The sequence below is a fragment of the Chromatium okenii genome, assembly GCF_002958735.1.
GTDB classification, from domain to species: domain Bacteria; phylum Pseudomonadota; class Gammaproteobacteria; order Chromatiales; family Chromatiaceae; genus Chromatium; species Chromatium okenii_A.
In genome coordinates, this window is record NZ_PPGH01000035.1 from 1 (window position 1) to 20978 (window position 20978).

At 50.0% G+C, this 20978-nt stretch carries 28 protein-coding genes; 13 read left to right on the forward strand and 15 right to left on the reverse strand.

Annotated elements, in window-relative coordinates:
* The 8 genes from CXB77_RS08140 to CXB77_RS23740 form a co-directional block, all read left to right on the forward strand.
* Positions 1-187: hypothetical protein (locus tag CXB77_RS08140; RefSeq protein ID WP_242445563.1), on the forward strand; the 187-nt coding region annotated here is incomplete at its 5' end.
* A 25-nt stretch (positions 188-212) separates the two neighbouring features.
* Entirely contained in the window at positions 213-488 is a 276-nt protein-coding gene (locus CXB77_RS23710; RefSeq protein ID WP_146108767.1) for a hypothetical protein, read from the forward strand.
* The gene (locus CXB77_RS23715) at positions 440-712 is read left to right on the forward strand and encodes a cache domain-containing protein (RefSeq protein WP_347338085.1); all 273 of its coding nucleotides are present in this window, start codon (positions 440-442) and stop codon (positions 710-712) included. The genes CXB77_RS23710 and CXB77_RS23715 overlap by 49 nt, the downstream gene beginning before the upstream one ends.
* Entirely contained in the window at positions 709-930 is a 222-nt protein-coding gene (locus CXB77_RS23720) for a hypothetical protein (protein ID WP_146108769.1), read from the forward strand. Before CXB77_RS23715 ends, CXB77_RS23720 begins: the two co-directional genes overlap by 4 nt.
* Positions 911-1087: a hypothetical protein gene (locus CXB77_RS23725; RefSeq protein WP_347338086.1), complete on the forward strand. Its 177-nt coding sequence runs from the start codon at positions 911-913 to the stop codon at positions 1085-1087. Before CXB77_RS23720 ends, CXB77_RS23725 begins: the two co-directional genes overlap by 20 nt.
* 5 nt (positions 1088-1092) lie before the next feature.
* Positions 1093-1413: a HAMP domain-containing protein gene (locus CXB77_RS23730; RefSeq protein ID WP_347338087.1), complete on the forward strand. Its 321-nt coding sequence runs from the start codon at positions 1093-1095 to the stop codon at positions 1411-1413.
* Positions 1362-1856, forward strand: a complete 495-nt coding sequence (locus CXB77_RS23735) for a methyl-accepting chemotaxis protein (protein ID WP_347338088.1) — start codon at positions 1362-1364, stop codon at positions 1854-1856. Before CXB77_RS23730 ends, CXB77_RS23735 begins: the two co-directional genes overlap by 52 nt.
* Positions 1835-1996: a hypothetical protein gene (locus tag CXB77_RS23740; RefSeq protein ID WP_347338089.1), complete on the forward strand. Its 162-nt coding sequence runs from the start codon at positions 1835-1837 to the stop codon at positions 1994-1996. Before CXB77_RS23735 ends, CXB77_RS23740 begins: the two co-directional genes overlap by 22 nt.
* Before the next feature lie 112 nt (positions 1997-2108).
* Here CXB77_RS23740 and CXB77_RS08150 read toward each other — a convergent pair whose 3' ends face one another.
* The 12 genes from CXB77_RS08150 to CXB77_RS08205 all read right to left on the reverse strand — a co-directional run bounded on the left by CXB77_RS08150 (position 2109) and on the right by CXB77_RS08205 (position 13299).
* A complete protein-coding gene (locus CXB77_RS08150; RefSeq protein WP_105073509.1) occupies positions 2109-3581 on the reverse strand; it encodes a glycogen synthase in 1473 nt (490 codons plus the stop codon).
* A gap of 41 nt (positions 3582-3622) precedes the next feature.
* Positions 3623-3832 carry a hypothetical protein gene (locus CXB77_RS08155; protein WP_146108764.1) on the reverse strand — a complete coding sequence of 70 codons (210 nt, stop codon included), beginning with the start codon at positions 3830-3832 and terminating at the stop codon, positions 3623-3625.
* Positions 3811-4167 carry a hypothetical protein gene (locus tag CXB77_RS08160; RefSeq protein ID WP_105073510.1) on the reverse strand — a complete coding sequence of 119 codons (357 nt, stop codon included), beginning with the start codon at positions 4165-4167 and terminating at the stop codon, positions 3811-3813. Before CXB77_RS08160 ends, CXB77_RS08155 begins: the two co-directional genes overlap by 22 nt.
* A gap of 86 nt (positions 4168-4253) precedes the next feature.
* Entirely contained in the window at positions 4254-4769 is a 516-nt protein-coding gene (locus CXB77_RS08165; RefSeq protein WP_146108663.1) for a hypothetical protein, read from the reverse strand.
* Between the two features lie 176 nt (positions 4770-4945).
* Positions 4946-5455, reverse strand: coding sequence for an LEA type 2 family protein (locus tag CXB77_RS08170; protein WP_105072740.1), 510 nt, complete (start codon positions 5453-5455; stop codon positions 4946-4948).
* The gene (locus tag CXB77_RS08175) at positions 5455-6639 is read right to left on the reverse strand and encodes a pyridoxal phosphate-dependent aminotransferase (protein ID WP_105073511.1); all 1185 of its coding nucleotides are present in this window, start codon (positions 6637-6639) and stop codon (positions 5455-5457) included. Before CXB77_RS08175 ends, CXB77_RS08170 begins: the two co-directional genes overlap by 1 nt.
* A gap of 292 nt (positions 6640-6931) precedes the next feature.
* Positions 6932-7777, reverse strand: coding sequence for a phage antirepressor N-terminal domain-containing protein (locus tag CXB77_RS08180; protein WP_105073512.1), 846 nt, complete (start codon positions 7775-7777; stop codon positions 6932-6934).
* 256 nt (positions 7778-8033) lie between these two features.
* Positions 8034-8453 carry a hypothetical protein gene (locus CXB77_RS21590; protein ID WP_105073513.1) on the reverse strand — a complete coding sequence of 140 codons (420 nt, stop codon included), beginning with the start codon at positions 8451-8453 and terminating at the stop codon, positions 8034-8036.
* Complete coding sequence (locus CXB77_RS08190) at positions 8440-9600, reverse strand: DNA adenine methylase (protein WP_105073514.1); 1161 nt, start codon at positions 9598-9600, stop codon at positions 8440-8442. Before CXB77_RS08190 ends, CXB77_RS21590 begins: the two co-directional genes overlap by 14 nt.
* Before the next feature lies 1 nt (position 9601).
* A complete protein-coding gene (locus tag CXB77_RS08195) occupies positions 9602-10345 on the reverse strand; it encodes a hypothetical protein (RefSeq protein WP_146108771.1) in 744 nt (247 codons plus the stop codon).
* Positions 10346-10477: 132 nt separating this feature from the next.
* Positions 10478-10888, reverse strand: a complete 411-nt coding sequence (locus tag CXB77_RS08200; protein ID WP_197711030.1) for a type IIL restriction-modification enzyme MmeI — start codon at positions 10886-10888, stop codon at positions 10478-10480.
* A gap of 194 nt (positions 10889-11082) precedes the next feature.
* Positions 11083-13299, reverse strand: a complete 2217-nt coding sequence (locus tag CXB77_RS08205; RefSeq protein ID WP_105073516.1) for a RelA/SpoT family protein — start codon at positions 13297-13299, stop codon at positions 11083-11085.
* A gap of 110 nt (positions 13300-13409) precedes the next feature.
* On the opposite strand from CXB77_RS08205, the gene hypD reads away from it, so the two are divergent.
* The 3 genes from hypD to CXB77_RS08220 all read left to right on the forward strand — a co-directional run bounded on the left by hypD (position 13410) and on the right by CXB77_RS08220 (position 15050).
* Positions 13410-14525 carry a hydrogenase formation protein HypD gene (gene hypD / locus CXB77_RS08210; RefSeq protein ID WP_242445564.1) on the forward strand — a complete coding sequence of 372 codons (1116 nt, stop codon included), beginning with the start codon at positions 13410-13412 and terminating at the stop codon, positions 14523-14525.
* 62 nt (positions 14526-14587) lie between these two features.
* Positions 14588-14827, forward strand: a complete 240-nt coding sequence (locus tag CXB77_RS08215; protein WP_105073517.1) for a DUF4160 domain-containing protein — start codon at positions 14588-14590, stop codon at positions 14825-14827.
* Entirely contained in the window at positions 14787-15050 is a 264-nt protein-coding gene (locus CXB77_RS08220; RefSeq protein WP_105073518.1) for a DUF2442 domain-containing protein, read from the forward strand. Before CXB77_RS08215 ends, CXB77_RS08220 begins: the two co-directional genes overlap by 41 nt.
* A 100-nt stretch (positions 15051-15150) precedes the next feature.
* Here CXB77_RS08220 and CXB77_RS08225 read toward each other — a convergent pair whose 3' ends face one another.
* Genes CXB77_RS08225 through CXB77_RS08235 form a run of 3 tightly spaced genes read right to left on the reverse strand, consistent with a single transcriptional unit; the run spans position 15151 to position 19256 of the window.
* Positions 15151-16137: a hypothetical protein gene (locus tag CXB77_RS08225; protein ID WP_105073519.1), complete on the reverse strand. Its 987-nt coding sequence runs from the start codon at positions 16135-16137 to the stop codon at positions 15151-15153.
* A 1-nt stretch (position 16138) separates the two neighbouring features.
* Complete coding sequence (locus tag CXB77_RS08230; protein WP_242445565.1) at positions 16139-17461, reverse strand: GH1 family beta-glucosidase; 1323 nt, start codon at positions 17459-17461, stop codon at positions 16139-16141.
* A complete protein-coding gene (locus CXB77_RS08235; RefSeq protein WP_172452599.1) occupies positions 17448-19256 on the reverse strand; it encodes an ABC transporter ATP-binding protein/permease in 1809 nt (602 codons plus the stop codon). Before CXB77_RS08235 ends, CXB77_RS08230 begins: the two co-directional genes overlap by 14 nt.
* Positions 19257-19591: 335 nt before the next feature.
* Here CXB77_RS08235 and CXB77_RS19675 point away from each other — a divergent pair, with 335 nt between their 5' ends.
* Both CXB77_RS19675 and CXB77_RS08240 read left to right on the forward strand, forming a co-directional pair.
* Positions 19592-19732: a hypothetical protein gene (locus CXB77_RS19675; RefSeq protein WP_172452600.1), complete on the forward strand. Its 141-nt coding sequence runs from the start codon at positions 19592-19594 to the stop codon at positions 19730-19732.
* Between the two features lie 128 nt (positions 19733-19860).
* The gene (locus tag CXB77_RS08240) at positions 19861-20775 is read left to right on the forward strand and encodes a hypothetical protein (RefSeq protein WP_105073521.1); all 915 of its coding nucleotides are present in this window, start codon (positions 19861-19863) and stop codon (positions 20773-20775) included.
* Positions 20776-20978 lie beyond the last annotated feature (203 nt).

The following is a 20978-nucleotide window of genomic DNA, read 5'->3' on the forward strand; positions in this document are numbered from 1 at the left end:
TCTGGAGATGCTGCGTAACGGCGCATTTTTAGAAGGTTTTTTTGATAAAGGGCGCATGACGCCATTGATGCAGCAAAATGCCAGTACGGGTTATTTTACAACCGCACACGCCATTGCTAGGCGCAGCCCGATTTGTTGCTGCGCAATAGGCGGAATCCGCCGTTTTATGCGGCAAAAATTAAATTAAAAAAGATGAGGAGATACAATTTAACATGCTGAAAAACTTAAAAATTGGGGCGAGAGTGCTCATTGGCTCAACCCTATTGCTGGTGCTCACCATTGGCATCAATTTGCCGCTCGTGTTATCGCAATTAACCACGCTGACTGACCATGCCGAACGTCGTCATCTTGACGATTTATATTTTTCTCTGAGCAATGCCATCATCGAACAGGGTGAACGCGCTCAAGCATTGAGTGCTGCGGTAGCGCAAATTCCAAAGTGCAACAAGCCTTTGCAGAAGGCGACCGCGCTCGCCTCGCCGAATTGACCCTGCCGATGTTCAAACACATGCGCGATCAAAATGGGGTGCGGCAATTCCAATTTCTCACTGCGCCAGCAACTTCCTTTTTGCGGGTGCACCTGCCGGAAAAATTTGGTGATGATCTGTCCGCGATTCGCCAAACCATCGTTGAAGCCAATCGCACTCACAAACCGGTGAGCGGTTTAGAAAATGGCGTTGCTGGGCTAGGTGTGCGCGGCGTGGAACGGTGAATTATCAAGGGCATCCGGTTGGCGTTGTGGAATTTGGCTTGTCGTTCGATCAAACCTTTTTCGAGCGGTTTAAACAGAATTTTAATGCCGATGTAGCACTGCAAGTGATTGATAAAAATGGCTTAAACCTTTTGCCGGAACGATTGACGGCGGTAGCGCGTTTACTGCGGAACAGTTGCAAAGCGGCATCACCGGCGAATGCTGCTGCGCCAGCTTGATTATCAGGGGCATCCGGCAGGTGCTTACGGGCGCGTCATCAATGATTTCTCTGGCAAACCGGTCGGCATTTTGGAACTGCTCATTGATCGCAGTGCGGCAGTAGCAGCGCACCAGCACACGCTGCTGTATATCCTCGGCACGGGCGGCTGCTGCTGATTGGATTGGCGCTGGCTGGGTTAATTGCTCGCACCATTACTGCGCCGATTCGTCTCACTGTGGCCAATTTGCAAGCGATTGCGCACGGCGATGGCGATTTAACGCGGCGCTTGGATGTTGATGGTCGCAATGAACTGGCTGAATTTGCCCGTGCGTTTAACTTGTTTGTCGACAAAATCCACCAGCTCGTGATTCAAACTGCTGGCGCAGCGGCACAGATGGCGCAGCAGCAGAAGAACTCGCAGTCAACAGCGCCGAAACTAATCGGCAAATCGTGGCAGAACAATCAGAAACGGATCAGGTTGCGACGGCGATTAATCAAATGACGGCGACGGTTGAAGAAGTAGCGCGTTACACCGCCACTGCCGCGCAAAAAGCCAAACAGACCGCGCAGGCAGCGGAGGCTGGCGATCACATGGCACAGCAAACCATCGTTGCGATTGAAATGCTGGCAGCAGAAATTGCGCAGGCTGGAATCGTCATCGCGCAGTTGTCGGATGACAGCCGCGAAATCGGTGCGGTGTTGGATGTCATTCGCGCCATCGCCGAGCAAACCAATTTGCTGGCGCTCAATGCAGCGATTGAAGCAGCGCGAGCTGGTGAACAGGGACGCGGTTTTGCAGTCGTTGCCGCAGAAGTGCGAATGCTTGCGAGCCGTACCCAATCATCCATTGCGGATATTCAAGCCAAAATTGAGCGGGTGCAAAGCGGCGCAGTAGGTGCAGTGGCACGATTGCGCGTAGTCAAATGCAGGTTGGTTGTGGCGTGAATCAAGCGCGTCAAGCGGGAACTTCTTTCAAAACCATTAGCGATTCAATCATTGAAATTAACGACTTAAATACGCAAATTGCCAGTGCCGCTGAAGAACAAACGGCAGTCGCTGAAGAAATCAATCGCAATATCCATTGATTTCTGGCACGGTCGATCAAACTGCTCACGGCTCAAAGCACATTGCTCAAGCCAGCGATGCGTTGACACGGCTGGCAGTTGAATTGCAAATCAGTATTGGACAATTTCGGATTTAAACGGTCGCTCGCAATTGCGCGTAAATCGCCAGATAACGCTGGGCAGGTCGTCGCCACGATAAATCACTACGCATTCCATTCACGCGCAATTGCCAAAAGTATTCCGGGTAGCCATGCCATAAACCCAGCGCCCGGCGCAGCGCACTTTCTAATCCGGCAGCAGTTAATTCATCAAAGACATAACCATTGCGCAGTTCAAACGGTTGATCCGAATAGTTCGCATCAAATACCGTATCCGCTAATCCACCTGCTCGCCGTACCACTGGAACCACGCCGTATTTCATGGCGATCATTTGGGTTAAACCGCAGGGTTCATAACGGCTGGGAATTAACATTAAATCCGCGCCAGCATAAATAAGATGCGCCAGCGTTTCGTCATAACCCAATTCGAGATGACAGTCTGGATTCGCCGCAGTGTCCTGTTTTAATTGTGCAAACTGCGCCGCAATTGCCGGATCAAGTGCCGTGCCCAAAAGCACAATTTGACCGCCGTGTGCCAGCGTGTCGTGAATTCCATGTGCAATTAAATCGACACCTTTTTGATAATCCAAACGGGTCACAATGGCCATGATGGGTTTGTCCACTGTTTGCAATCCCAGCCGACTGCGCAGTGCTTGTCGATTGAGTGCCTTGCGCGGCAGCGTTTCCACGCCGAAATTGGTCGGAATGAGCGGATCAAGTTCAGGATTCCAAATCTCTTCATCAATGCCGTTGAGCACGCCGCCGAATTTGTGCGCGTAGGTATTGAGCAATGGCTGCAAACCCATTCCCTGCTCGGTGTGCTGAATTTCCCACGCATAACGCGGCGATACCGTATTCACAAAATTGGAATAGACGATGCCGCCTTGCAGCAGATTTGCCAATCGTCCGTCTTGCGAATCGCGCAGCCGATCTGCGGTCATCACGCGCTGCGGATCAAGTCCGACTTGCCGCAAAATGGTTTCGCTGACGCGCCCTTGATAACCGAGATTGTGTAGCGTGTAGCAAACGCGAGTGCGATTCATACCAAGTGCTTGATAAACTTCATATAACAGCACTGGAATCAAGCCGGTTTGCCAGTCGTTGCAGTGCAAAATGTCCGGCTGTCGCCCAGATTGCAGCATGAATTCCAGCACTGCTCGCGCAAAAAAGGCGAACCGCTCGGCGTCATCTTGTTCGCCATAAATGCGGCGGCGCTGAAACAAGCCGTGCACTGATTGCGGGTCAATGAACAGGCAATTCACCTCGGTTAATTTGCCGCCAAACACACGGCAAGTAATCCATTCGTTGTGAAAAGGTACGCGCAATTGCTCATAAACTACTTGCAAATCAGCAAGCGGCGCTATGTCCAGCACGTCGTAATACGGCAGCACAATTTCTACGGTTTCGCCGCAGCGCACCAATTCTCGCGCCAGCCCCAGCACAAAATCGCCGAGGCCGCCAGCTTTGGCGATGGGAGCGCATTCGGCGCTAATCAGGGCGATGTACATGGTGTGAAATCCGCAATATGGCAATGAAAATGCGTGGTTAATCAGGAACGAGCGCAGGTTAATTCTGGTGGTGGATGCTGGCGCAGCATTTCCGCCAGTAATGCTGCGTCATCCACGCGCAGCAGCAGTTGAAAACGTCCGCCGGGTCCGATGCGATACCGCTGCCCGAACAGATCAATATCCGAATTGGGCGCACCCCAGCCGTGAATGCGCAATTCGGCTTCAATCATCACGCCTGCGCTCGGTGACACAGCGCGACCGTAGCGCAAAGTCGGAATAAGCGATGGTGCTGGCGCAGTGCTGGCGCTTGGTTCGGGATATGAATTGCTGGCGCAGTGGATAAATGCAGTTGTGAATCAACGGCGCTGCTGCTGTCGTCAGCAACCGCCAGCGGTGCGGCAATGATGGGCAACGGAAACGTTGGCGCGAGTGGCATCTGCGGCGCATCTAAACGCGGATCACCGGGCAGCGCAGTTGCCGTCGCAGTGATGAGGACAGGAATGGCTGAAATTGCGGCAGCGGTGCAGCATTGACCATGGCAACGGTGCACTTGGCGATGCTGCGCTTCCAAATGTGGCAACGGCATTTCCTGCGCGAGCGGTGGCGCAGTGCCCGCGCCGAGCAGTAGCCGATTGGAACGGGCGAGTAACAGCCAGCCACCAGTGGCGTTGGTTAAACCGAGTTCTGCTTCAAACTGCGCGTTTCGTTTCCCACCACAAAACTGCGATCACCGCTGCCTTGATGACTGGTCAGATGCACTGGCGCTTCGGCGGCAGCATCAGCGCCTCCATCAGCACGAACACGGCGCAGACGTAATACCGCTGCTGGCGCAGGGCTCGTCACCGCAAAGGCTTGACTTAAACCAATATAATCATCTGCTTCCACATGCCAATGCACCAATGCTTCGCCAGACGCGCCAGCTTCCAACACCAGTGCGGTGTCGTGAATCACCAGTGGAAATACGGAAATGAGTGGTTGTGATGGCGGCGCAAGATCGGGCGCAGTCAAGTCAGCGTTGAGCACTGGCAAAGCGAGCGCGTCTGATGACGCAGTAGCAGGACAGTCACACATCAAGACATCGGCGCAGTCTGAAATGCGATCCACTTGGCTGGTGATGGCAAAGTTCCTCGGTAAACAAATGCGGCAGCAGGTCGGTTTTAGTGGGCAGTTTTCAGTTGTCAGTAACAACGCTGTTTTTACCGACAATCGTCAACTGATAACTAATGACTTTTTTCAACTGCCTCGCTCCTCAAAGAATAATTTCTCAGCTTCCCATGAATTCATTTCAAGCAATAGACGTAACTTGAAAGCTGAATAGACTCAATCGCTTCTAGCGCAATACTAGAAGCGATTAAAATCCGTCGTTATAACGTTGGTTTAATTCCGGTGCGCAATTGCTGCGGATCAATTTTACCCGAATAGCGATAAGGCAGAGTGATTAAGCCGTCAGCAATGGTTACAGTGCCCGCAATGTTCCAATCAAGTGGACGGTTTTTCAGTGCCAATACCGGCAATTGCTGAATGAGCGTTAATAAACTGCCATTCACTTCCACGTCCACCGTTGCCGAGCCAAATGCCGGAATTTGTTGCGCCAGCGCCCCGCCACCTTCGGCTACATCCTGTCCTTCCAAACCGATGCGATAAGTCATCGCTTTGATCGGCAGGGTGCGGTCGTTGGGATTTTTGACGGCGAGCGTTGCGACCAATACCTGCCGCGTCAGTCCCAACGCTTTCGGTTGCAATTGCAGCAGCGCCACTTCCGGCGCAGTCCACGGGCGGGTGAGATTGGTCAAACCAGCGCAGCCCGCAAGCTGGCTCATCACCACTATCAACCCGACTAATCGCCATGCCGAAACCAGCGGGAGTGTGTTCATCAACCGACCATCCGCGCAATGCGTTCTAACGCTTGATCTAAATTGCTTTGACTGGTGGCGATGGAAATACGGATGTGACCGGATAAACCAAATTCAGTGCCGGGAACCAGCGCCACGCCCGCGTTTTCAATCAAATGCTCGGCTAATTCCACATCGTTATTGATGCCGGGCAATTGTTCGATCATGCCGTGAACGCTGGGAAACACATAAAACGTGCCGTCGGTGGGCAGGCAGTTGATGCCGGGAATTTGGTTGAGTCGCTCAACGACGACATCGTGACGCGCTTTGAATGCGGCAAGCATGACGCCGATGCAGTCTTGTGGACCTTGCAGCGCAGCGAGTGCGGCAACCTGAGAAATGGACGTGGGATTTGAGGTGCTCTGCGACTGGATTTTAGTCATCGCTTTGATGATGTCGGTCGGTCCCGCAGCGTAACCAATGCGCCAGCCGGTCATCGAATACGCTTTGGACACGCCGTTGAGTACCAAGGTGCGCGGCGTGAGATCAGGACACACATGCAGAATGTTGACAAATGGTTCCGTGCTCCAGCGAATGTGTTCGTACATGTCATCAGTGGCGATGATCACATTCGGATGTTCGCGCAGCACTGCGCCGAGCGCGGCGAGTTCGTCGCGGGTGTACGCCATGCCAGTCGGATTCGATGGGCTGTTGATAACAATCAATCGCGTTTTGGCGGTGATTGCTGCTTCTAATTGGTTCGGTGTGATTTTGAATGCTTGATCTGCGCCAGCGTGAATGAGCACGGGAATGGCGCTCGCCAATAGCACCATATCGGGATACGACACCCAATAAGGCGCAGGAATAATCACTTCATCGCCGGGATTGAGCAGTGCCTGCGCGAGATTGAAGAAACTTTGCTTACCGCCGCAGGAGACCAGAATTTGCTCGGCAGCGTAATCGAAACCATTCTCACGTTTGAATTTATCAATCACCGCTTGTTTGAGTTCGGGCGTGCCATCGACGGCAGTGTATTTGGTAAAACCTGCATTGATCGCAGCGATGGCAGCATCTTTGATGTGTTCTGGCGTATCAAAATCGGGTTCACCGGCTCCCAGTCCAATCACATCTTTTCCGGCAGCGCGAAGAGCTTTGGCGCGAGCGGTGATAGCGAGAGTGGCGGAGGGCTTGACGGCCTGAACGCGGGCAGCGAGTGTCGTGGTCATCGGCGATAATCTCTTGAAATTCCTAAAGGTGATTAGATGCGTGTTGTACGACTGACAATCATAGCGAAACCCTGAAATCTGAGCACGTTGATTGCGCGTTGCTGGCGATTTAAATCCCCCCTGCCCCCCTTTTTCAAAGGGGGGAAAAGAAAAGCCTTTTTCACAGAGTGAAATAATCGCCTGCATTTTCGCTAAAGAGAGAAATAAAAGCCCAGCGAAAAATGAGGAATAAAAGCCCATCAGAAAGCGGGGAAATAAAAGCCCCCCTTTGAAAAAGGGGGTTGGGGGGGATTTAAAGCGGCAAGGATTGTGGATTGATATACGCATCCAATCGCGCTAATAACTCAGGAAAACGCTCCACGAAAAACAGCGGCTGCGTCTCGCGGGGATTATTCGGACTGGTTTCATTGCGCCCGTATTTCAAACCCTCCTCGGTCAAACTCCAGAACCATTTAATCTTGTTGCCGGTGCTCTTGCGGGAAAGATGTTCCAGAATGCCCATTGCTTCTAATGCGGGATTCACAGTCTTGGCAACGTGATGACCGAGCGGACTCTCCATCTCTTTCAATAGCGGCGTAATTGCTCTGACCAGTGGTTCATCGACATAATCCGGTAAAAAAGCAGGTGAAATGTGTTCACTCTCAGCGATCTTCTTCAGCATCCGAATCTTACTCGTATCTGACATGCGCAACATTCGCGCCGCCGCTTCAGCAATATAAATCGCAATAGCCAGTTCTCTGCTAATGAAAGCGTGATCTGATGTTGTATTGCGTGGATTGATTGCCTGCCCCTGCGTCCAATAATCCCAGAGCGCATCATCACATTCATTCTGATAAGCAATGACGGTCTCACGAATGTCTGCCTTTACTTTATTCGAGTGAATGGTCATCAGCCAGCCGGGGAGCTTGCGGAGCGGAAGGCAAAACATCTCCTGTTGTCCACCTGACGTGGGTATCAAGATAATCTTGACACCCCATCGCCCTTTGTTTTCATTAAGTTTTTCATGCTGCCCTTGCCATGAAATTCCCATGCCCTCGACGATGGGTTTCATCGGTGTGTACGGAACGCCGTCGATGTCAACGAGGAAAAGGGTTGTATTGCGGAATGGAACGGGAATGAGAGTATTACTGGTTTCCATAACGGAACCTCTGTAATTGTTTCGACACAATGGTTTATCCAAAATGGCTTGGACTGCCGGGAGGGTCGAAACGGCTACAGAACCGTGTGGCTATTTCTGAGTTCTCAGTTATTTACCACACTCCCGACGTTCAAGAGCTTAAACTGAGAAGGTATAAAAAGTCGCTTATCTGACGAGTGCGAGTTCCGCTGCATGAAGTTTCGACACCTCTTAATAAAGAGCAAACCACGCCAACAAACCAATGTCAACCACTAAATCAAGCGCATTTCCCCCACGTCAGATTCAACGCCAATAACCGCTGCAAAATCTCCGCTTCATTCAATTCCGCTGCGTCATTTTCCCAGCCATAAGCTGCTGCGACCGATTGATCTAATTTGACATGTGCATTCACCAACCACGCCGGTTTTTTATTATACAAATTGGTCAGAGTGCGTTGTTTTAGTTGCGCAGCAAATGCGGGTTTAGCAATGATTCGATCAGGATAACCCGCCACCACTTCCGGCACTCGCTCAATCCATTCTGGCGGATTTAACCAATTCTCACGCAATTGATTGAGTTGAAATGCTGCCTCAGCAATAGCGATTGCATGATCTCGATATTCTGCTGCAACTGTCGGAATGATTGCGCCGCTGGTATCAATAAACGTTAATTTTATGTATATGCTACTTTGTCTCAATCAGAAACAAAAACTCCTTATTAGGAATCTCTGCATCTTTAACCCACTCATTTGTCCATCTCATATTAGCCATGACGTTTTTTTTGTAATCAATTTCCAAAAACTCGATGAGCTTTCCACTTTCAGAAATAACTGCGTTGAGCTCTTCGGCAGTAGCGCGACCACCAGAACTATAAGAAAGCAAAATGTGTTTTGCTTTTGTTTCTTTCAATAATTTTCTAATTGCTTCAACTGCAATTAGACGATCGTTTTTATCTCTTCTAAATTCCTCAAAAATTGAAGAGCCAATAACATCTGAAGTATCTACTCTACGTTTTGCTTTCCCAAATACTTCCGGTTGATCATTCAAACATACACTTGTCCAAACGTGGTAATAGGCTGAATAGCGAACACGTGAAGGAGGCATTTTTTCGTTATTTGAACCATAGGGCGGATCAAAATATGCTAAATCCACTTCGGTATCAGGCAGCAAATCAAATATATTTTTACGATGTACCTGATGTGGTGCAAGTTTGAATGAAATTGCTGGCAATTTTAGACGCAACGTTTTGTGTGATCGCGCTGACCATTCATTTAAATAAGAAGCAAAGTGCCCAAGCGTGTTATCAACCGCATCAAGTGCATGAATAAGACTTGTAACAAGCACTGCTTTCTCAATTGAAGATAGCCCCAAACAATCTATTTCATGCCTTATTGCATCAAGTCGCCGAGTATTTTTTCTTTGCCATGGTTTTTTAAGTCCGTCAGCTCCAATTGATGATTTTGCTTCAGGGTCTCCACCATAATTCTTGGTAAACCAACCATCTTCCGGCGGAAGATTATTGAGATGTTCAATAAGAGGGATATAGTGTAATTGCGGGTATTCATTAAGAAGATAGCAGATTGCAAAAACTTCTGACCACGCAGATATATCATTTGCAACAACGGTATAGCCCCTTTTAGCAAGTGCTTGAGAAACCCTCGTCGTTCCAGCAAAACCATCGAGAACTGTTCTTGGCTTGACTTTGCTAATTAAACTTAATATGTGCGGCAGAAGTTTTAGTTTCGATCCAGCATATTTAATACCCTCTGTTTGTGGCGTATTTAATCTCTGCGTATCCGTATTCTGAAAATCCAAATCATCGGCAAATAGCGAGAGTGTGTTCATATCAATAACGCACCGCTTTTTGCTTCTCAAGTTCAAGGTCTTTTTTTATTTCTTCTAGTGCCGCTGCGTGACCAACTGATGTGGCTATTAAAGCATGTGAAAAGAGCTTTAATAACACTAAATTATGTGCGTAGTTGACCCAGCCATCAGTGATACTATCGAAATATTTCAATCCATTTTTTGTATGCGTCCAAAGACCTCTTTGAAGCGCATTCGCAGTTCCGCTGCCATAGCGCACTTCACAGACATAATCGCCGTTATTGTCATAAAACCGATACACTGGATGCTTCCGACCTTTTCCCTTATTTTCATACACAACTTTCGTGATTTTCTGTTGCGCTCTCTCATGGTCAAATACGAGAATATTGCAGCATTGCTTTTTTTCGTTATAGATTAATGGTAGAACATTTAAACTGCTAAATTCAGCGAACACGGGATCATGCCAAAGTGCTGAGATGGATTGTTCACCTTCGATTAAATTTCCCATTTCTTGGAGTTTGGGAAACATTTGAAAATTTTTATCTGTAGAAAGTTGTAGCGGCCCATCCCCATAAGCCTTGAGACTTAGTGGAAATTCAATTTTTGTTATTTCATTGATGATCTTGATATCTTCTTCATGCTCTTTTGCGCGGTAGAGGTCTTTTCCAACGTGGATAGATTTGAAGTCATACATATACTGGTTAATAAATTCTGCTATGGCAATTTCTGCGAGGTCTCCATGAGTTTTATTACCAATGAGACGCATCGTGAAAATGTTGCTCAGAGTAGTCGTAATCAAATGAGGATTCTTACTAATTAATAATTTGAATCGTATTATAAACTCTTTATATGGCGTCATTTTAAATTCTCTACAGATGTGGATGAGTGATTATAGTGCTTAAACTAGGTGGAGTACAATTTTTGAAGTGTTACGAACCTTCTTAGATGGCACAATACCATTAAATGCGGTATGAATAATAATTCGTTCCATATCGGAAACAATTAACAACGGCGGATTTTCTAATGCTGGAGCGTAGCGATGCAGTTGGACAAAGGCTTCATTCAAGTTTTTGCGTTTGCCTTTGTATTCCCAACCAAAGCAATTGCGTTTCCACACATCCGCCCAGCCATCGCTACCCGTGGTTTTTTTCGCTCCGCGTTCAAAGCAATAACACGCGCCAACGGGATCAATTTCTGCTGGCGTTGGCTCATTTAATAATCGACACAAATCAATAAAATGCTCCTGTGAACCAGAGCGTTCTTTCAGGGTGGAGATTTGCCATTTGGCAATGAATTGTTCTGGCGTCATAGAAATAATGCTCTATTAGCAGATTGTAGGTTAGGTTAATGCAGTCAACCCAACATAACCAACCGCTGAGGCATGAAAAAACTGCCTTGATTGCTCAATGACAGTTCAATTTATTCGTATTGATGTTAGCGCAAGTTGTTGGGTTGCCAACAGCGGCAACCCAACCTACCGTTGTTCAAGAAAAAGTATCGGATTTAAGACCGCCGCACTTCCAATACATCTGGAATCTGCTGCAACCGATTGTTGAGTTGACCGAGCTGCTGCATATTCTTGATTTCAATGATGAAGTGCATCGTCGCGCAGGCAGTGCTCCGATCCGAATGGGTATTCACGCCCACCACGTCCACATCCGCATCCGAAAACACCGACGACACATCGCGCAATAACCCTTTGCGGTCGGCAGCAATCACAAATAAATCAACTGGATACAGCGCCTGCGTCGGCTGCGTTGCCCAGCGTACTTGCAACAATCGCTCGGCCTCGGCGGGCGGTAAGTGACGCAAATTGTGGCAGTTTTTCCGATGAATGGTGACGCCGCGCCCGCGAGTCACAAAGCCGATGATGTCGTCATAAGGAACCGGCTTGCAGCACTGCGCGATCTGCGTCATCAAATCATCAACGCCTTCTACCACCACATCGCCCGCGCCGGTTTTTCGCGCCGCGCCATTGGTTTTAGGTTTCGGCAGACGCGGTTCGAGGTCTTTCGACGGCTCTATTTTCGGTTCAAGCTGCCGCGCAATGTGCCCCGCTGCAACATCGCCGCTGCCAATTGCCGCTAATAATTCGTCACCGCGCCGATAGTTAGACCGCTGCGCCAGCGCATCCAAACGGGCTTTATCCGGCAACCCAGCGCGTCCCAATTCCAGCGCCAGCGCCGCTCGCCCATCCTGAACATGCTGATCGAAATGCTGCTGTTTGAACCACTGCCGCACCCGATTCCGCGCTCGCGCCGTGGTGAGATAACCGTGATGCGGACTGAGCCAATCGCGGCTGGGCGCGGCGTTTTTCTGGGTCAGAATCTCCACTTTATCGCCGCTATTCAGCGACTGATTGAGCGGCACAATCCGGTCATTGACCCGCGCACCTCGGCAGCGATTACCGATCTCAGAATGAATCGCGTAGGCAAAATCAAGCGGCGTCGCGTATTTCGGCAGCTCGATGACTTTGAATTGCGGCGTCAGCACGTAAATGTGCACCGGCTCGAATTCAGCCTTAAACCGATCCAGAATGCCGCTGGCGTTATCGCCTTCGTTCTTTAATTCCAACCAGTTACGCATCCACACCACGCGGCGCTGAAACGCAGCATCGTGACCTTTCGCCTCTTTGTATGCCCAGTGCGCAGCTACACCGAATTCCGCGTGGCGGTGCATGTCATAAGTGCGAATCTGCACCTCCAGCGGCTTGTCTTCAGGGCCAATGACTGCCGTGTGTAGCGATTGATAAAAATTGCCCTTCGGCGTGGCGATGTAATCGTCAAACTCTTTTGGAATGTGTTTCCAGCGCCCGTGCACCAGACCCAGCGCTGCATAACAATCGGCGACGGTCGGAACCAAAATGCGCACGGCGCGTAAATCAAAAATCTCCGCAATATCAACTGCTTTGCGGCGCATCTTTTTCCAAATGCTGTAAATATGTTTCGGACGTCCAGTGATTTCCGCCGTAATGCCAACTTCAGCAAACGCGGTGCGCAGCGTCTCAATCACGGCAGCGATGTAGTGCTCGCGCTCAGTGCGGCGCTCCACCAGTAAACTGGCAATGCGTTTGTATTCATCCGGTTGCAGATAACGCAGACTGAGGTCTTCCAATTCCCACTTGATTTGCCAAATGCCGAGCCGATTCGCCAGCGGCGCATACACGCGCTGGGTGTCGCGGGCGATTTTGAACCGCTGCTCCGGTTGTAAATGCTTGATTGCGCGCATTAAGTGCATCCGCTCGGCGAGCACGATCAACACCACGCGCACATCTTCGGCAATCCCGAGCAGCAGTCGCCGCAGATTTTCCTCGTGCTCTTCCTGATCTTTCGCCGCGATGATCGCGTTCACGTTGGCAAGCTGCCCAATCCGCGCCAGATCGCCGACCATGTGCGCAATTCCTGCACCGAAGCGCGTGGTCAATTGCGCAGTAGTCAGCTCGCTTTGATTCAGGCAACCGTTGAGCAATGCCGCAACCAGCGTTTCGGCGTCCATCTGCAATTGCACCAGAATGTCCGCCGTTGAAAGGATGTGGCGAATGTGAGTTTCGCCGGTCTCGATGCGCTGATTGCCGCGACACTGCGCCAGCGCGGAACAGGCAGCGGTGATTTGCGCCAATTCAGTGGTGGGATAATGCGCCGCCAGCCGCTCGAGCCAGTGCGCAATAGCAGCTTCATCGCTGGTCGTGGGTTCAGGTAAATTGCCGGTGGATTTGACCATTGGTTATTGAACCGTGAAACAAATCAGACATTTCATTATATTCATAATGGTGTAACCATACGTTTTAACAAAGCATTTTTATGTGCCAGCACCAAATTGGGGTGATGCGCGTGACACTCAAATTCCTTGACGAATTCCGCGATCCGGCGCTGGCGCAGCGGCTGGCAGCAGCGATTCATGCCGAAGTCGATCCCGCTCGCGCTTACCGATTGATGGAGTTTTGCGGCGGTCACACGCACGCCATTTTCCGTTATGGCATCGCGCAATTGCTGCCGCCGAATCTGCGTTTTATTCACGGCCCCGGCTGCCCAGTGTGCGTGTTGCCAATAGCACGACTTGATCACGCGCTGGCGCTGGCGACCGAGCACGATGTCACCTTGTGCAGTTATGGCGATTTGCTGCGCGTTCCAGCCAGTAAACGACGGAGCCTGTTGAAAATTAAAGCAGAAGGTGCGGATATTCGCGTCATCTATTCCACGCAAGATGCGCTGCAAATCGCTCGCGCCAATCCCGACCGCCAAATTGTTTTATTTGCTATTGGCTTTGAAACCACCACGCCACCAACTGCCGTGGCGCTGCATATTGCTCGCGCCGAACAACTGCGCAATTTCTCAGTATTTTGCAATCACGTTCTGACGCCGGCGGCGCTGCGCTGCATTCTTGGCGATGTTGCGCCCAATCGCGTGCAACTGGACGGTATTCTCGGCCCGTCGCACGTCAGCGCGGTGATTGGAACGCATCCCTATGATTTTGTTGCACAAGAATATCAGTTGCCGGTGGTGGTGACGGGATTTGAGCCGCTGGATGTGTTGCAAGCGGTGTTGATGCTGGTGCGGCAATGCAACGCCGGACGTTGCGCAGTTGAAAATCAATACACCCGCGCCGTGACTGCCGAAGGCAATCGCAAAGCGCAGGCATTGATGGCAGCAGCGTTTGACATCCGCGAAACATTTGCATGGCGCGGGCTGGGTGAATTACCGCGCAGCGGGCTGCAATTGGCAGCGGATTTTGCAGATTTTGATGCAGAACAACGGTTTGCAGTTACGCCCGGCGCAACCAAAGAAATCGCGGGCTGCGAATGTCCGGCGATTTTGCGCGGAATGAAACAACCGCCGGAGTGCAAATTGTTTGGTCGCGTGTGCCGACCAGAAAATCCGCTCGGTGCGTGCATGGTGTCATCGGAAGGAGCCTGCGCCGCGTATTGGCGTTATCGTCGATCAGAATGAGAATTGAATTTCGGAGATGAGTTGATGAATAGCGTATCTTACAATAATTCGCGGAGAATTGAATGAGTCCAACGGTATTCCAAGAAAATGGATTTCGCTTCTTTTTCTTTTCCCGCGAAGAACCGAGAATGCATGTACATGTTAATTGCGGGCATGGCGAAGCTAAGTATTGGATGGAACCAGACATCGAATTAGCAAAAAACTATGGTTTAACTAGCAAAGACCTGTACATTGTCCGACAACTCATAGAGGTACATGCAGATGCAATCCGCAATGCTTGGCAAAAACATTTCGGCAGTTGAGGTCACACATATTTCCCAACATGGGTTTTGGTTGTTGCTAGACAATAAAGAATTGTTTCTTCCTTTCATGGAATTTCCATGGTTCAAACATGCGCCATTATCAGCAGTGTTTAATATCGAACGACCACAGTCGCACCATCTCTACTGGCCTGATTTGGATGTTGATTTGACGATTGAATCTATTGAAAATCCACAACATTTTCCACTGGTTGCCAGCGAATAGCTTAAAAACTGTTTATCTAACTATTGTTGTCTTGTTGTCTGCAAAACCAACGACAGCAACCGCAGCACAGCATGAAAAAAACGTCTCGCTTTAACGACGATTACTGCGAACGAGATTTCAGCGGATCATCATCGCGTAGCGCCTCAAAAGCATCTTGATTCGGTGGAGATTGCAGTGGGTTTTGATTGCGCTTCTGTTCATCGACTTGGCGTTGATTATTATTACGCTGTTCATTAGAACGATCCCGATTTAACTCCGGCTGCGAATACGTTTGTGGTGGATTATTATTGCGATTTTGGTTCTGTCCATCAATTTGGCGTGGGCGATCATTGTGTTGCCGATTCGGGCGATCTTGATTCGGCGGAGAATAAGACTGCAACGGTGATTGATTGCGATTCTGCCCATCAAATCGGTGTTGGTTATTATTACGCCATTCATTAGAACGATCCCGATTCAAATCCGGCTGCGAATACGTTTGTGATGGATTGTTATTGCGATTTTGGTTCTGTCCATCAACTTGGCGTGGGCGATCATCGCGCTGCCGATTCGGGCGATCTTGATTCGGCGGAGAATAAGATTGTAGCGGATTTTGATTGCGATTCTGCCCATCAAATCGGCGTTGGTTATCATCGCGTGGTTTATCAAAACGTCCCCGATACCAATCTTGCCGCGAAGGAGATGATGGTGGATTTTGATTGCGCTTGTTTCCATCAAATTGGCGTGGTCGATCATCACGTCGCCAATCGTTATCACGCTTATTTCGATCATTAAAAAAATGATTATTATTGCGGCGATACCAATTGCGATAATCCGATTTATGATGACGCCAATGTTCGATATAACGAGCGCGAGCGTGATGCGGAACCCAATGTCTTACTCCACCGTATAAATAATATGGAATCCCACTATCAGCAAAATAAACCGTGTAGCCATTATAAAACAATGGACGATAATCCACTGCAACTGGTTGCGAATAAGTAACTGGAAATGCTGGTTCAGTAATGGTCATTAAACAGCCGGGTGTCGTTAACATCACAACTGCTAAAATACTGAGTATTGGTAGCGATTTAGTAATTTTTGTGTTCATCTTAAAATCCGCCGCGTTGAATAAACTCACGATACCAATGGGCGCTACGCTTGAATGTGCGTTTTCCATGATGCGAATCAATATGAATCATTCCGAAACGTTGCGCATAACCTTCCGCCCATTCAAAATTATCGAATAGCGACCACACGAAATAACCGCGTAAATCGACACCCTGCGCCAGCGCCATTTGCGCAGCGCGTAAATGCGTTTCTAAATAATTCACTCGCGCTGCATCGTTAATCACGCCAGCTTGTAAATCCGCATCAATAAATGCCGCGCCGTTTTCGGTGATATACAGCGGCACTTCGCCATAACGTTCGCGCAATCCCAGCAGCGTTTCCGTCAATCCCGCCGGATAAATTTCCCAGCCCATCGTCGTACACGGCGCATTCTGCGGTTTGATCCGGCGAGCGCCGAGCGTTTGCTCCGTTGCATCCGCTCGCACCAAACCGCGAGAGTAATAATTGACGCCGATGAAATCGGGAATGCCGTGAATTCGCGCCAGCTCATTGGCGGGAAAATTCGGCCAGTCCGCGCCGAAAATCTCCTGCAATTCCGGTGGATAGCTGCCAAGCAGCAGCGGGTCTAAAAACCAGCGGTTGATAAACGCATCACGGCGGCGGGCAGCAGTTTGATCGGCAGCGGACGCGCTGGCGGGAAATTGCGGTTCCAAATTGACCGCCAGCCCGATCTGATGGCGACCGAGTGCGCGATACACCGTCACTGCGGCGGCATGTGCCAGCAACAGATGATGTGCAACTCGCGGCGTGGCAGCGCGATTTTGCAACCCCGGCGCGTGTATTCCTTCCAAATGTCCGGGCACGGTCACGACCCACGGCTCGTTCAGCGTGATCCACAGCGGCACGCGATCATCGACGGCGCGAATCAGCACCTCGGCATAATCCGCAAACCACGCCGGACTGTCGGGATGTTGCCAGCCACCGCGCTCCTGCAACGCTTGCGGCAAATCCCAGTGATACAGCGTCAACATCGGCGTGATGCCGCGTTCGCACAGCGCGTCAATCAAACGCCGATAAAAATCCAAACCGGCTTGATTCACCGCGCCGCTGCCGTTTGGCAACACGCGCCCCCACGCCACGCTGAACCGATACGCGGTCAAACCCAGTTCCGCCATCAGCGCCACATCTTCTGCCCAGCGTCGGTAATGTCCGCAGGCAATGTCGCCGGTGTCGCCATTGGCGATGCGCCCTGGCTGATGCGCAAATTGATGCCAAATGCTCGCGCCCGCGCCAGCGGCGAGCGGATCGCCTTCGATTTGATAGGCGGAAGTTGCTGCGCCCCAGAGAAAATTAACGGGAAACATCAGTGGAATCCTTTTTGAATACAACAACATCTTCGCTGCGGCGGCTGGGTGTGGGCACGATGGACGGACGTTGGGCAATGCGCCGATCACCGGGCGGGCGCAATTGCCAACTGCCGTCGTCGGCGATGGTCAGCAAGCGGTCGTAAAAACGCGGGTCGTCCGCCACATCGCCGAGCGTGAGATAGGTAATGTCGTGATGACGCAGCAGGTTGAGCAATTCACCGACTGCGCATTCGCTGAGGCTGCGGCTAGGATGATCTAAAAACACGAATTGCGGCGCAGCCAGCAGCACTCGCGCAAATGCCAAACGCTGCTGCTCGCCGAGCGAGAGAAGATCGCTCCAGTTTTGTTCCACGTCGAGACCGCCAGCCTTCACCAGCGCGTGTTCCAAATTCAAACTGGCAAGGCTGTCGCAAATACGCCAATCGGGAACGCCGCGCTCCTGTCCGGTGCGCAACAGCACTTCGCGCAACGTGCCCGGCGGTAAATAGGGGCGCTCCGGCAGGAAAAAGATTTCATCGTGACCGGGATGCAAAATTCGCCCTTTGCCGTGCGACCACAAATCAGCCGTCGCACGAAACAGCGCCTTTTCTGCCGATTCACTGGTGGAGCGCACCAGCAAACACACGCCAGCCGGAATCGACAAACTGAGGTCTTGCACCAGCGAATGTCCGTCGCGGGGGGAATACAGCGTGAGTTGCTCAAATGCGACACTGCCGCCAGCCGGACTGAATTCCACCGTCGGCGAACTGCTCAGGCGCGGTTCCTTCATCGCATCGCGCAGCGCGTTGAGCCGAGAAACGACGGCGGTATAAGCGGAAATCGATTGGAACTGGGTGATGATGAGCGAGAACGCGCCGAGCAGATGCGCAAATGCAACAGCAGATTGGGTGATGACGCCAAAATCGGCATGTCCGGTGATAAACAGCGGCGCGACGATAAACGCCGGAATGAGTTGAATCAGGTAGTTATAGCCGGTGGTGAAAAATCCGAGATTGCGGTTAATCACGATGATGTGCTGAAAATTGGCAGTCAAATCATCGAGCCGGTCGCGCAGCCGTGCTTTTAAGCGCCCTTCGCGCCGCAGCAGCGCCACTGATTCGGCGTTTTCGCGGACGTGCACCAGCCGCGAGCGGAAATTGGCTTCGCGGTCGAGTTGGTCATAATTGAGCTTAACCAGAGGCTTGCCGAGATAAATCGCCAGCAATGAGCCGAGAATGGCGTAGGTCACGGCGACGAGAAACAGCAGCGGGCTGATGCTCCATAACACGCCGGAAAACGCGACCACCGTGAAGCTGGCGTTGAGAAACATCAGCGTGAATGACAGCGTGGTTGCAGTCAGGGCGCGAATGTCTTCAGAGATGCGTTGATCGGGATTGGATAGAGTTTCGTTGCTGTGCAATCGAAAATAGGTGCGGTCGCTGAGATAGCGGTCAATCGCGTGTTGCGTCAACCACTTGCGCCACAGTAGCGCGAGGCGTTCCTCGGCGTAGCGATACAACACTGCAACCACGGTGGCCACGGCAATCACACCGAGATAAAGCAGCGCATAAAACACAAAACTGTCCATGTTTTGATGTTCTATTGCGGTCATAAAATCGCGGTTGACGTAGCTGTTTAAGACGTTTAAGCCGTTAATTGAAAACATGAAAATAATTAACAGCACAAACAGCATTCGTGCTTTGCCGCCCACCTCGGAGCGGTTGAGATCGGCAAGCATCTGAAAAAAACGGTTCCAGACGGCGCGACTGATGGGAACGCCGAGTGTCTTCAAAAGGGACCAGAAATTAGGCATCGCGGGAATTCTGAGTCGGTGTGAAAAATAGGTTTAACGCAACAGGAACAAATTTGAGTACAGTAATAAATAAAAAACATAGTAATATATCTGCATTAAATAATCAAACTATAGCGCAGAATGAAGTCGCTTTAATGTGGGACTAATCCCTCATGCGAAAAACCTCATTTCAGAACGATTGTTATTGAACAAAAATGATAATCAAAACGTATAAGTATCGGATTTATCGGACTAAACAAAACTTTCGGTTGTGTGCGTGTGTGGAATCATCAGGTTGAAGCATTCAATTATTTCGATAAAAATAACTACTCATTAATAAAAAATTAGCACAAGAATTGAAGCGTGACTATCATGCTATTCAAGCGGATATTGCAGCACTATTGGCACTTGATTTAATCGCAAAAACGCCGGAAGGCGTAGCAGTTCCTTGGGATGCAGTTGAATGGCGCTTAACAACAATCGCTCAGGTAGATTGAACTTAAAATCAATTGATTCAGTATTCAATTATTGAAGATTTGATTGCCGTTGCAAAACGCTTTTTTCATTTAATCGCCGACATCTTTTTGGCGCTGCGCGATGAATACTTTGCCAATGGGTTTTCATCATGAATCATTCAAATGAGCAACCTGAAATCATCCAACACATTGACGTCTATTCAGACACGCAAAAACGCGATAAAGCAACGGTTGTGGGCAAAGCGGGTAGCGCAGCCATTGGCGGAACGCTGGGTTGGCTTGCCGCGCCGACGACGCCAGTGGGCAGCATCGCCATTTGTGCGGGACTCGGTTACAGCGTTTATCGGTTATCGCACAGCGGTGGTAAAAACGACGAGAAACGCTCGGTGCTCGGCAAGGGAATTCTTAATAAAATCCAAGCGTTATTCCAAGCCAAAGCGCAGCCTGTCGCCACGCAGCAACCGGCATCACTCGCCGATCAAACGGCGCAAGTTGAGGCGCTATTTCGGGAGTTGGGACAAGAAGGTGCTATTGCTGCCAATAAAGTTGATTATTTTGTTAATAACCTGCGCTCTGGACAATTACCCATTGATGATGCTATTGCCATTTTGCAGGAATACGGCAAGGAATTGAGCCATTCCACGCTCAATCCAGCGGCTCCCAATGCCAAGATCGCGTTGCAACAAGCTGCATCTGCTCGTGCTTTAACCGTCATGCACAAAGGCGTATTAAATCATCCCGATCAGCCCAACGAGAGTTTTTTAATACAAATGCAGCAACGGTTTGGAATTGACCGCGAACGCGCTGTGGAGTTATACCGCGATGCGCCGCTTGATTCCAATCCCACCGCAACAGCGCGGCAATTAGCCGATCTTTTCACCCAAGAGATCATGCGCGGCGCATTAACGGCATTAGAAGAAACGGCGCAGGATATGCAGCAAGGGCAAGCAGCATTTGTACGGTTTTTAGAAATTCAACAGACGTTACAACAGCAATTTAATACACAGATTGCGGAAATTGATCGTGCTGGTGAAGATGCAATGGCGGCAATTAACCGTATTTAATTCATCATCGCCACATCATTATTGAGAAAAAAGTTTGTTATTTTCAGCATTAAATAAAACTTGTTATATGCTCTAATGATAGTTTGAACACAAATAATTATCACTTGACACTACTGTCTAATTCGTGTTTTTATTTGTCGCAAGAGGCAACAAAACCTCGTCTAAGCGGAAACGCCCCCGACAGTCTGGCGCGTTTTTTTACC

Coding starts and splice junctions, on each gene's coding strand:
- CXB77_RS23710 (WP_146108767.1), top strand. CDS start 213: ATGCTGAAAAACTTAAAAATTGGGGCGAGAGTGCTCATTGGCTCAACC.
- CXB77_RS23725 (WP_347338086.1), top strand. CDS start 911: ATGCTGCTGCGCCAGCTTGATTATCAGGGGCATCCGGCAGGTGCTTAC.
- CXB77_RS23740 (WP_347338089.1), top strand. CDS start 1,835: ATGCAGGTTGGTTGTGGCGTGAATCAAGCGCGTCAAGCGGGAACTTCT.
- CXB77_RS08150 (WP_105073509.1), bottom strand. CDS start 3,581: ATGTACATCGCCCTGATTAGCGCCGAATGCGCTCCCATCGCCAAAGCT.
- CXB77_RS08160 (WP_105073510.1), bottom strand. CDS start 4,167: ATGCCGTTGCCACATTTGGAAGCGCAGCATCGCCAAGTGCACCGTTGC.
- CXB77_RS08170 (WP_105072740.1), bottom strand. CDS start 5,455: ATGAACACACTCCCGCTGGTTTCGGCATGGCGATTAGTCGGGTTGATA.
- CXB77_RS08175 (WP_105073511.1), bottom strand. CDS start 6,639: ATGACCACGACACTCGCTGCCCGCGTTCAGGCCGTCAAGCCCTCCGCC.
- CXB77_RS08180 (WP_105073512.1), bottom strand. CDS start 7,777: ATGGAAACCAGTAATACTCTCATTCCCGTTCCATTCCGCAATACAACC.
- CXB77_RS08190 (WP_105073514.1), bottom strand. CDS start 9,600: ATGAACACACTCTCGCTATTTGCCGATGATTTGGATTTTCAGAATACG.
- CXB77_RS08195 (WP_146108771.1), bottom strand. CDS start 10,345: ATGCGTCTCATTGGTAATAAAACTCATGGAGACCTCGCAGAAATTGCC.
- CXB77_RS08200 (WP_197711030.1), bottom strand. CDS start 10,888: ATGACGCCAGAACAATTCATTGCCAAATGGCAAATCTCCACCCTGAAA.
- CXB77_RS08205 (WP_105073516.1), bottom strand. CDS start 13,299: ATGGTCAAATCCACCGGCAATTTACCTGAACCCACGACCAGCGATGAA.
- CXB77_RS08215 (WP_105073517.1), top strand. CDS start 14,588: ATGAGTCCAACGGTATTCCAAGAAAATGGATTTCGCTTCTTTTTCTTT.
- CXB77_RS08220 (WP_105073518.1), top strand. CDS start 14,787: ATGCAATCCGCAATGCTTGGCAAAAACATTTCGGCAGTTGAGGTCACA.
- CXB77_RS08225 (WP_105073519.1), bottom strand. CDS start 16,137: ATGAACACAAAAATTACTAAATCGCTACCAATACTCAGTATTTTAGCA.
- CXB77_RS08230 (WP_242445565.1), bottom strand. CDS start 17,461: ATGTTTCCCGTTAATTTTCTCTGGGGCGCAGCAACTTCCGCCTATCAA.
- CXB77_RS08235 (WP_172452599.1), bottom strand. CDS start 19,256: ATGCCTAATTTCTGGTCCCTTTTGAAGACACTCGGCGTTCCCATCAGT.
- CXB77_RS08240 (WP_105073521.1), top strand. CDS start 19,861: ATGAATCATTCAAATGAGCAACCTGAAATCATCCAACACATTGACGTC.